The sequence below is a fragment of the Stenotrophomonas beteli genome (genome assembly GCF_001431665.1).
Classification (GTDB): domain Bacteria; phylum Pseudomonadota; class Gammaproteobacteria; order Xanthomonadales; family Xanthomonadaceae; genus Stenotrophomonas; species Stenotrophomonas beteli.
Map to the genome: position 1 here is coordinate 83,572 of NZ_LLXV01000053.1, position 8,943 is coordinate 92,514.

At 68.1% G+C, this 8,943-nt stretch carries 7 protein-coding genes; 1 reads left to right on the forward strand and 6 read right to left on the reverse strand.

All coding sequences use genetic code 11. From position 1 onward, the window contains the following. Nucleotides 1–73 precede the first annotated feature (73 nt). Both ARC23_RS13875 and ARC23_RS13880 read right to left on the reverse strand, forming a co-directional pair. Complete coding sequence (locus ARC23_RS13875) at nt 74–2,497, reverse strand: putative bifunctional diguanylate cyclase/phosphodiesterase (protein WP_057497735.1); 2,424 nt, start codon at nt 2,495–2,497, stop codon at nt 74–76. A gap of 204 nt (nt 2,498–2,701) precedes the next feature. Next, entirely contained in the window at nt 2,702–4,648 is a 1,947-nt protein-coding gene (locus ARC23_RS13880) for a DEAD/DEAH box helicase (protein WP_057497736.1), read from the reverse strand. Between the two features lie 267 nt (nt 4,649–4,915). Here ARC23_RS13880 and ARC23_RS13885 point away from each other — a divergent pair, with 267 nt between their 5' ends. After that, nucleotides 4,916–5,137: an RNA-binding S4 domain-containing protein gene (locus tag ARC23_RS13885; RefSeq protein WP_057497737.1), complete on the forward strand. Its 222-nt coding sequence runs from the start codon at nt 4,916–4,918 to the stop codon at nt 5,135–5,137. Nucleotides 5,138–5,148: 11 nt separating this feature from the next. Here ARC23_RS13885 and ubiM read toward each other — a convergent pair whose 3' ends face one another. From ubiM to ARC23_RS13905, 4 genes are all read right to left on the reverse strand, one after another. Then, nucleotides 5,149–6,327, reverse strand: coding sequence for a 5-demethoxyubiquinol-8 5-hydroxylase UbiM (gene ubiM / locus ARC23_RS13890; RefSeq protein WP_057497738.1), 1,179 nt, complete (start codon nt 6,325–6,327; stop codon nt 5,149–5,151). 80 nt (nt 6,328–6,407) lie between these two features. After that, on the reverse strand, nt 6,408–6,797 hold the full coding sequence (locus ARC23_RS13895; RefSeq protein ID WP_057497744.1) for an MAPEG family protein: 390 nt from the start codon (nt 6,795–6,797) through the stop codon (nt 6,408–6,410). A gap of 11 nt (nt 6,798–6,808) precedes the next feature. After that, the gene (locus tag ARC23_RS13900; RefSeq protein ID WP_057497739.1) at nt 6,809–7,354 is read right to left on the reverse strand and encodes a DUF4019 domain-containing protein; all 546 of its coding nucleotides are present in this window, start codon (nt 7,352–7,354) and stop codon (nt 6,809–6,811) included. A gap of 58 nt (nt 7,355–7,412) precedes the next feature. Beyond that, nucleotides 7,413–8,582 carry a COG3904 family protein gene (locus ARC23_RS13905; protein ID WP_057497740.1) on the reverse strand — a complete coding sequence of 390 codons (1,170 nt, stop codon included), beginning with the start codon at nt 8,580–8,582 and terminating at the stop codon, nt 7,413–7,415. Nucleotides 8,583–8,943: the final 361 nt, after the last annotated feature.

Below are 8,943 nucleotides of genomic sequence, written 5' to 3' on the forward strand. Positions count from 1 at the left end.
GCGCGTCGCCCCTGGCCGGCATTATCGCAGCCCCTGCAGCGGCGCATGTGTAGACCAAAGTCGCTGCGGGCGTTCAGCCGGCCGCCGGCGGTCCTTTCACCGCAACCAGCCGCGCCGGCCGCAGCTCGGACAGCGTCATCCGCTCCAGCGGCTGCGGCCGTTCGATCGCATAGCCCTGCAGCCCCTGCACACCCAGCCGGCTCAAGGCGGCGGCGACCTCGGCAGTCTCCACCCATTCGGCCACCACCTCCATCTGCAGTTCGCGCCCCAGTTCGCTGATTGCACGCACCGTGGCATGGCTGACCGGGTCGGTATCCATGTCGCGCACGAACGCACCGTCGATTTTCAGGATGTCCGCCGGCAGCTGGCGCAGGTACCCGAACGAAGACAGGCCGGAGCCGAAATCGTCCAGCGCCATCCGGCAGCCGCGCGCCTTCACCGCATCGATGAAGGCGCGTGCCTGGCTCAGGTTGCTGATCGCGGCCGTCTCGGTGATCTCGAAGCACAGCTTGGACGCCAGCGCCCGGTTGCGTTCGAGCAGATCGCAGACGAAGGCGAGGAAGCCCGGCTCTGCGATCGACTGTGCCGATACGTTCACGTTGCACAGCCCCAGCTGCCGGACATGCGCCGGGCAGACCTGCAGGTGCCGGAACAGCAGGCCGAGCACGTGCCGGTCCAGTGCCACGGCCATGCCGTAGCGCTCCACCGCCGGCATGAACTGGCCCGGCAGGTGCAGGCTGCCGTCGCTGCCGCGCATGCGCACCAGCACTTCGTAGTGCAGGTACCCCGGATCGCCGACATGGGCGATGCGCTGGGCGTACAGCACCATGCGGTTTTCGGCCATCGCCACGCTGACGCCCTGCAGCCGCTCGGCTTCGCGGCGCCGTTCCTCCAGCGCCATGCGGTTCTCGTTGAAGCAATGCACGCGGTTGCGCCCGGCCTGCTTGGCCGCGTAGCAGGCACTGTCGGCGGCGCTCATCAACCAGTTCACATCCGGCGCCTCGGCGTTGACCTCGACCACGCCGACGCTGCAGCTCGGCTGTGGGCTGCCCTCCGTCATCGGGAAACTGGCCTGGCCCAGGTTGCGGATCACCCGCTGCAGTACGCGCTTGGCCTCGTCCTGCCCGGCATGGGCGAGGAACACCGCGAACTCGTCGGCACCCAGGCGGCCCACCCAGTCGCCTTCGCGCACCGCTGCCAGCAGATAGTCGGCGAAGCTGCGCAGCATCTGGTCGCCGGCAGCATGGCCGAAACTGTCGTTGACCAGCTTGAAGTGATCCAGGTTGATGTAGCACAGCGCGTGCGTGCCGCCTTCGCTGCGCACCTGCAACAGCGCGCGTTCCAGCAGCCGCTCGATCTCGCGTCGGTTGATCAGGCCGGTCAGCGGATCGTGGCTGGCATGGTGTTCGATCTCGCGTGCCAGCGCGTGATTCTGGCTGACGTCCTCGATGATCGCGAACACCGACAGGCCGCCATCCGCGCTGCGTACACCGGTGCCACTCCAACGCCCCCAGACCAGGCTGCCATCGCGGCGCCGGAAGCGCAGCTCGCTCGGCCGCAGCTGCCTGTCCCAGTCGATCCGGCCCACGCCATCGATGACCAGTTCCCCGTCCATCAGCAGGTCGCCCAGGGACAACTGCATCAGCGCGTCGCGGCGATGGTCGAGGATGTCGGCCATCGCCTGGTTGGCCTCGACCACTTTGCCGTCGGTGTCGAGCTTGAGCATGCCGACATTGGCCTGGTAGAAAGCCGCGCGGAACCGGCTTTCATGCTCGGTCAGGTCCTTGCCGACGCGCCGCGCCAGCGCGACCGCCATCAGGCTGATCGCCAGCACCGACAATCCACCGACCACCAGCGTGGCGATGCGCACCATCGTGGCCATGCGCAGCAATGCCTGCGAAAACGCCTGGGCCTGCACCTGCAGGCGGCGGTCGAGATCGCGCAGCTGTTGCAGATGAAGGTCCCGGGCGGCGGTGGGCAACGCGCCCTGCGGGTGCCGACGCTGCAGCGCATCGATCAGCTGCTGCACCGCTCTGAGGTCATCATCGGTATTGCGCCACAGCGTAGTGGCTTCGCGGAAGGCGCCGATGTCGCGCGCATAGCGGAACGAGAACACCAGGCGCGGAATATCCGCAGGCGCGTTGCCGCCCTGCAGGAAGCCCTGCCTGGCCTTGCTGACATCCGGCTCGGCCTGTTCCAGCGCAAGCCGGGCCTGCAGATCGCCCAACGGCACCTGCAGGGCCTGGCGTGCATCGTCCAGATCGCGGGCATCAGCACGGGCCAGGTAACGGCTGAGCGCGGCAGTCGCATCCTGCTGCCCCCGCGACCAGTAGCCCTGGCCGGCAATCCAGGCAGTGGACGCCGCCTGCAACTCCTGGATCAACGCGGACAGTGCGACCAGCCCGATCGCCATCCCGGTCAGCAACGCAAATCGCAGTCCCAGGCCACGGGTCATCGGGACCCGTCGGCGCTGCTGGTCCGTGCCACTCCTACCCATCCCGGATCCCCCCGAATGTGCTGCGGTGACAACCTCCCTTGGAACCGGTCCAGCCTATGACCGGCCATGTGTGGACCATGCGAAAAAGGGTCGGCATAAGCGTCCAGCCGGCCGATGACGACTTAATCCCCTCCGTCCCCTTTTCCAGCCCCGGAACGGACAACGCCAGCCCGAAGGCTGGCGTTGTCATGGCCACGTTGCCGCTCAGTAGCTGCGCGGGCCGCGCGGCTTGAAGCCGTCACGACGCGGCGGGCGGCTGTCGCGGTCACCGCTGCGGTCGCCACCATGGCCCCCCGGACCACCCGGGCCGCTACGACGCGGACCACCCGGGCCACCCGGACCACGCTTGTCGAAGCGCGGCTTGAACGGGCGCGGGGCCGGGTTGGTGTCTTCACCCGGGGCCAGCGCACGCATCTGCAGCTGCTGGCCGGACACCCAGACCTTCTGCAGGTGCGACAGCACGTCCGGCGGCATCTGCGCCGGCAGATCCAGCAGCGAGAAGTCGTCGTGGATGTCGATGCGGCCGATGAAGCGGCTTTCCAGGCCTGCTTCGTTGGCGATGGCGCCGACGATGTTGGCCGGCTTCACGCCATGCTGGTGGCCCACCGAAATACGGTAGGTCTCCATGCCCTGCTCCGGTGCACCACGCGGCGGAACCTCACGGCGCGGACGCTGCTCGAAACCACCTTCGGCGTCGTCACGGCGCGGGCCGCGTTCGAAACGCGGACCACGGTCGTTACGATCGAAACGATCACCGCGCTCCGGGCGGTCGCCCCGGTCGAAGCGCTCGCGCGGCGCGCGCTCTTCACGCGGGGCACGCACCGGCGGCTGCAGCAGGAACGGGGTGTCACCCTGCAGCATCTTGGCCAACGCGGCGGCGATCTCGATGGCCGGCACGTTCTGCTCGTTCTCGAAGCGCTCCAGCAGCTGGCGGTAGAAGTCCAGGCCGCCAGCGCCGAGGGTTTCGCTGATGCGCGAGGTGAACTTGTTGATGCGGGTGTCGTTGACCGCTTCCACGCTCGGCAGCTGCATCTCTTCGATCGGCTGGCGGGTGGCGCGCTCGATCTGGCGCAGCATGCCCTTCTCGCGCGGGGTGGCGAACAGGATCGCCTCGCCGCTGCGGCCGGCACGGCCGGTACGGCCGATGCGGTGCACGTAGCTTTCGGTGTCGTAAGGAATGTCGTAGTTCAGCACGTGGCTGATGCGCTCCACGTCCAGGCCGCGCGCAGCGACGTCGGTCGCCACCAGGATGTCCAGCTTGCCTTCCTTCAGCATGGCGATGGTGCGCTCACGCTGGGCCTGCTGCATGTCGCCGTTGATCGCCGCCGCAGCCAGGCCACGGGCCTGCAGCTTGCTGGCCAGTTCCTCGGTGCCGGCCTTGGTGCGCGCGAAGATGATCATCGCGTCGAACGGCTCCACTTCCAGGATGCGGGTCAGCGCGTCCAGCTTGTGCATGCCGCTCACCCACCAGTAGCGCTGGCGGATGTTGGCCGAGGTGGTGGTCTTGGCCGCGATGGTCACTTCCACCGGGTCCTGCAGGTAGGTCTGCGCGATGCGACGAATCTGCGGCGGCATGGTCGCCGAGAACAGGGCCACCTGGCGCTGCTCCGGCAGCTTCTTCAGCACGGCTTCGACGTCGTCGATGAAGCCCATGCGCAGCATTTCGTCGGCTTCGTCCAGCACCAGGGTCTTCAGCTCGGACAGGTCCAGGGTGCTGCGGTCGAGGTGGTCGATCACGCGGCCGGGGGTACCGACCACGATGTGCACGCCGCGGCGCAGGGCCGACAGCTGCTGGCCGTACGGCTGGCCGCCGTAGACCGGCAGCACGCGGAAACCCGGGATCTTCGACGAATAGGACTGGAACGCCTCGGCAACCTGGATCGCCAGTTCGCGGGTCGGCGCCAGGATCAGGGCCTGGGGCTTGATCTGCTGCAGGTCGATGTTGGACAGTACCGGCAGTGCAAAGGCAGCGGTCTTGCCGGTACCGGTCTGGGCCTGGCCCAGCACGTCGCGGCCTTCCAGCATTGCCGGGATGGTGGCCGCCTGGATCGGCGACGGGGTTTCGTAGCCGATGGCGGTGACCGCCTGCATCACGGGCTCGGACAGGCCGAGCTGCGCAAACTGCAGCGGCGCTTGGGAATCTTGGGACATGGGGAACTCCGAAGGCACTACCGTCTTCCTGGCAGTGCGATAAAAAAGGTGATGGTCCGCGCTTTGGGCGCCCTTCTTATCGCGTGCCCTGGCGCTGCTCGGTTGGAGGAGATTTCACTCGCTCAGAGCGGAATCATACCGCATTGATCCTGAACAAGGCGTACAGCTTTTCCAGCCGCGTGCGGTCATCCCCGGTGCTGGCGCACAATACGCGCCCTCTTCCCGGCCAGGCCACTGGCCCACGCCCTCTTCCCAGGAACCCGCTCCATGCAGATTCTCGAATTCGACCTCGACGGTGACTACGTCGAACTCAAGCAGCTGCTCAAGCTGGCCGACCTGGTCACCAGCGGCGGCGAGGCCAAGAGGGTCATCAGCGAAGGCCAGGTGTTGGTCGACGGTGAGGTCGAACTTCGCAAGGCCTGCAAGATCCGCGCTGGCCAGGTGGTCGAGTTCGCCGACAGCCAGATCCGGGTGCTGGCTGCCGGCTGATCTGAATCCGTTCAGGCCACGCGCTGGGTCAGGTGTGAGGCAATCAGCTGCCTGAAGGGCGCCACGCCCTGCGCCAGGCGCAGGCCGGCCGCCCGCAGCAGGCGCGCCGGGCAACGGTCGTCGGTGTACAGGCTGGCGATCGCATTGGTTGCCTCGTACAACGGCCGCGATGCCAGCCGGTGACCGCGCTGGTAGCGGGCCAGCATGCCGGCGGCGGCAATGTCGGCACCACGGCGCTGCTGCGCGACGATGCCTTGCGCCAGCCGCTGTGCGCTGGCCAGGCCCAGGTTGAAGCCATGCGCGGTGACCGGATGCATGCCCACCGCGGCATCACCGATCAGCGCCGAACGCTCGCCGACGAAGCAGTGCGCATACACCCCTACCAGCGGATACGCCTGCGGCGTGGCCACCGGCTGCATCCGGCCCAGGCGGTGTTCGAAGCAGGCACTGATGGCCTCACCGAAGGCCACCTCGTCCATCGCCAGCAGCGCCTCGATCTGCCGCGGCGGCAGCGTGATCACCGCCGACGCCTGGCCCTCGTTGAGCGGCAGCAGCGCCATCGTCCGCCCGTAGCCAAACCATTCCCAGGCGGTGTGGTGATGGTCGCGCTCGACCTGCATGCGGCACACCAGCATCGACTTGCCGAAGTCGCGCATCTGCGCACCGATGCCGAGCATGCGGCGGGTGGCGGAGAAGCGGCTGTCAGCGGCGACCAGCAGCCGCGCGTGCAGCGTGTTGCCGTCGTCCAGCGTGACCACATGCCCCTGCGCATCGCCCTGCACGGCCTGCACCCTGCGCCCGTCGAAAAGTTCCAGGCCATCCTGGCCCTGCACGGCATCCCATGCAGCACGGCGGATCAGGTGGTTGGGCACCAGCCAGCCCAGCGGCTGGCCGTCGACCTGGCTGCTGGCGAAGGTCAGCGCGAACGGCGAGCCGCCGTTCATCACCCTGGCATCGCGCAGTTCAGCGACTTCGGCCTGCGGCAGGCGCTGCCACAGCCCCAGTTGCTCCATGCTCTGCCGCGAGGCATGGGTCAACGCGATCTCGCGGCCATCGAAGGCGGCCTCGGCCAGGACCTGGCGCGGTTGTACTTCGACCAGCCCGACCTGCAGGCCGCTACCGGCCAGCGCGCGCGCGAAGCACAGGCCTGCCGGCCCGGCGCCGACCACCACCACGTCCATCCTGCGCATGCGCGCCTCCCGCCGTTCATTCAGTCCGCGCCAGCATAGCGCCGTGCAGCTGAGCGGCCTTGATCTGGATCAGCGCCGGATCACAGCAACGCGAACACCAGCGCCAGGATCGACAGCAGCGACACCAGCCACACCAGGCTGCGCACGTACGGCACGCCCGCCGCATACAACGGCAGATAGGCCACGCGCGCCCAGAAATAGGCCTGTGCGGCCAGCGCGGTGGTGTCGTTGCTGCGCCCGGCCAGCACCACCGCGATTGCGGCGGCGGCGAAGAACGGGAAGGTCTCCAGGAAATTGGCCTGGGCGCGCTGCAGGCGGCCGGCCAGCGGGCTGAGCGGCCGGGCCTGGCCATCACGCGCCGAGGCATTCCACTTCATCCCGCGCTCGCGGGTGACCACGGTGGAAGTGGCGAAGATGTAGACGAAGCCCAGCAGGGTCGCCCAGGCCAGCATGGTCAATTCGGTTGCCATCATCCTTCTCCTCAGGGACCCGATGCACGCAGGCTGTAACCGGCCAGCCGCCACACCTGATCCTCGTCGAAACGGAACGAAACGAGCTCACGCACCGGCTGCGCGCTGTTGGCAAAGCGGGTCGGGAAGCTGACGTTGATGTACAGCCCTTCCGGAACGGCTGCACCGGCGCTGTACTTGACCCGGGTGATGGTCGGCTGGCCGCGGCCGGCCATCGCACCCAGGCGCGTGCGTTCACCGGCCAGCTGGGCAACAAAGGCGGCCTTGGGCACCGCGCGCCGTGCGACCGCGGACGCGCCGTCCCACAATTCGCCCGCGCGATTGGCATCGACCAGCTGCGCAACCCGCACCGCCGCCGCGCCCATCTCAGCATCCTGCTTCTGCACCTGCGCCTGCTGTGCGGCGGTCAACGCCGGCGCACCCGCAGTGAGCGGCTTGGCTGCCGCCGGCGATGCCGGTGCCGGTCGCGCAGGTGCGGGGGCAGGCGTGGCCGGTGCAGGCACCTGCGCCAACACGGCGAGGGGCATCAGGGACAGCAGCAGGAACACGCGTTTCATGGACACCGCCGGTTCTCGGGAAAGAACCGCAGTCTACGCCAGCGCGGTGACCCCTTTGTCAGCGCGCGGGGGCGCTGCCTTCCATTGTCCCGGCAGCCGCGTCTGCCTGCGCGGCAGGCGTGCCGGCGTCGGCAGGCTGCCGCTCGGCCACCGGCGGCGGCTCCGACGGTGCCGGCGGCAGCGTTGCCACGTCGATTTCCGACAACGGGCTTTCTTCCGGGCACACCGCATCCGGGAAACCGAAGCGCTGTTTCAGCGCCTGGCCACAGCTGTTGATCGATTCCATGTCGGCGCCTTCGCGCTTGCACTGCTGGTCGAACGCGATCAGGAACGCATCCTTGCGCTGCACGAAATCATCGCCGCAGGCGCGCATCTGCTTGATCCTTTCCAGATCGTCCTGCACGGCGTTGGTGCCATCCAGGCCGTACTGGCGCAGCTCGTCGGCCGTGAGCAGGCGCAGGCTGCGGTTGGGCACGGTCATCATCAGGTCTGCCACGCCCACCGCCACGCCGTTGCGCTGCAGGTAGTCCTTCACGTTGTCGTAGACCTCGTGCAGCTCGCGGTTGAGTTCGGCGCGCGAGGTGGCCTTGGAGCTGATCCGCATCATGCGGTGGATGCCGACCTTGCCCGACAGCAGGCGGTTGTCACCGGCGGCCAGCACGAACACGCAGGCGCTGTGGCAGATCGAGCCTTCGCGGACCCAGATGGTCCAGCCCGATTCACCGATGCTGTCGCCGGCGACGATCGCTGATTCGACCTGGCCACCGCTGGAATCGAGGTCAAGGATGCGCTTGTGGATCTTCAGTTGGTCAGCGACCACGGCCAACCGCCACATCATCTCGGCGAAGCCCGGATTGATCTTGCCCGCATAACGCACGCGCATCAGGCCGCGTTCGGCACACGGCGCCAGCGCCTGGCTGATCTGATCGCGCTGCAGGCCCTCCAGCTCGACACCGTCGCCTGCGTCGCCCGCATATTCCGTGCTGCAGCTGACCCACGCACGACCATTTTCCAGCTGCGCCTGCGGCCACGGCCGGTCGGCCCGGCTGCGTGGCGGCACCGGCGGCGGTGGCGCGTCGGCGGCATTGATCGAGACCATGTTCTCGCCATCGCTGGCCGGTGCCCTCGCCGCCTTGTCGGCAGCGGTCACATTGCCAGGATTCTCCAGCTGACTGCAGCCCGCCAGGGCCAGGCACAACAGGGGCAACCAGCGCAGTTTGGCGGACATCGGGCAACCAGTCTTCAGGTGAGCAAGGGCCACAGTCTACCCGTCCGGGGCGCGCATTCAGCGCGTGGCACTGAACCCCTTCTGACCCTTGGGAAAGCGGGTCGACCAAGGTCGACACCTACCAGAGCGGGATGCCCTTCCGACAGATCGCAGGAACCTGTCGAAGGCGGGGTGGGTCCGGTTGCAGGGGCGTGAGCGCCATGGATGGCGCGACCGAGCCTCCATGGGTGAGGGCGCTTTGCTTGCGAAGCATTGCTTCGCAAGCGCCCGAACGCCCAGCCGCCAGCGGCTGGGCCGGACCGCGGAGCGGGATTCACGGCGTCCCCCGCAACCGGACCCACCCCGCCTGCCTACAGGAATC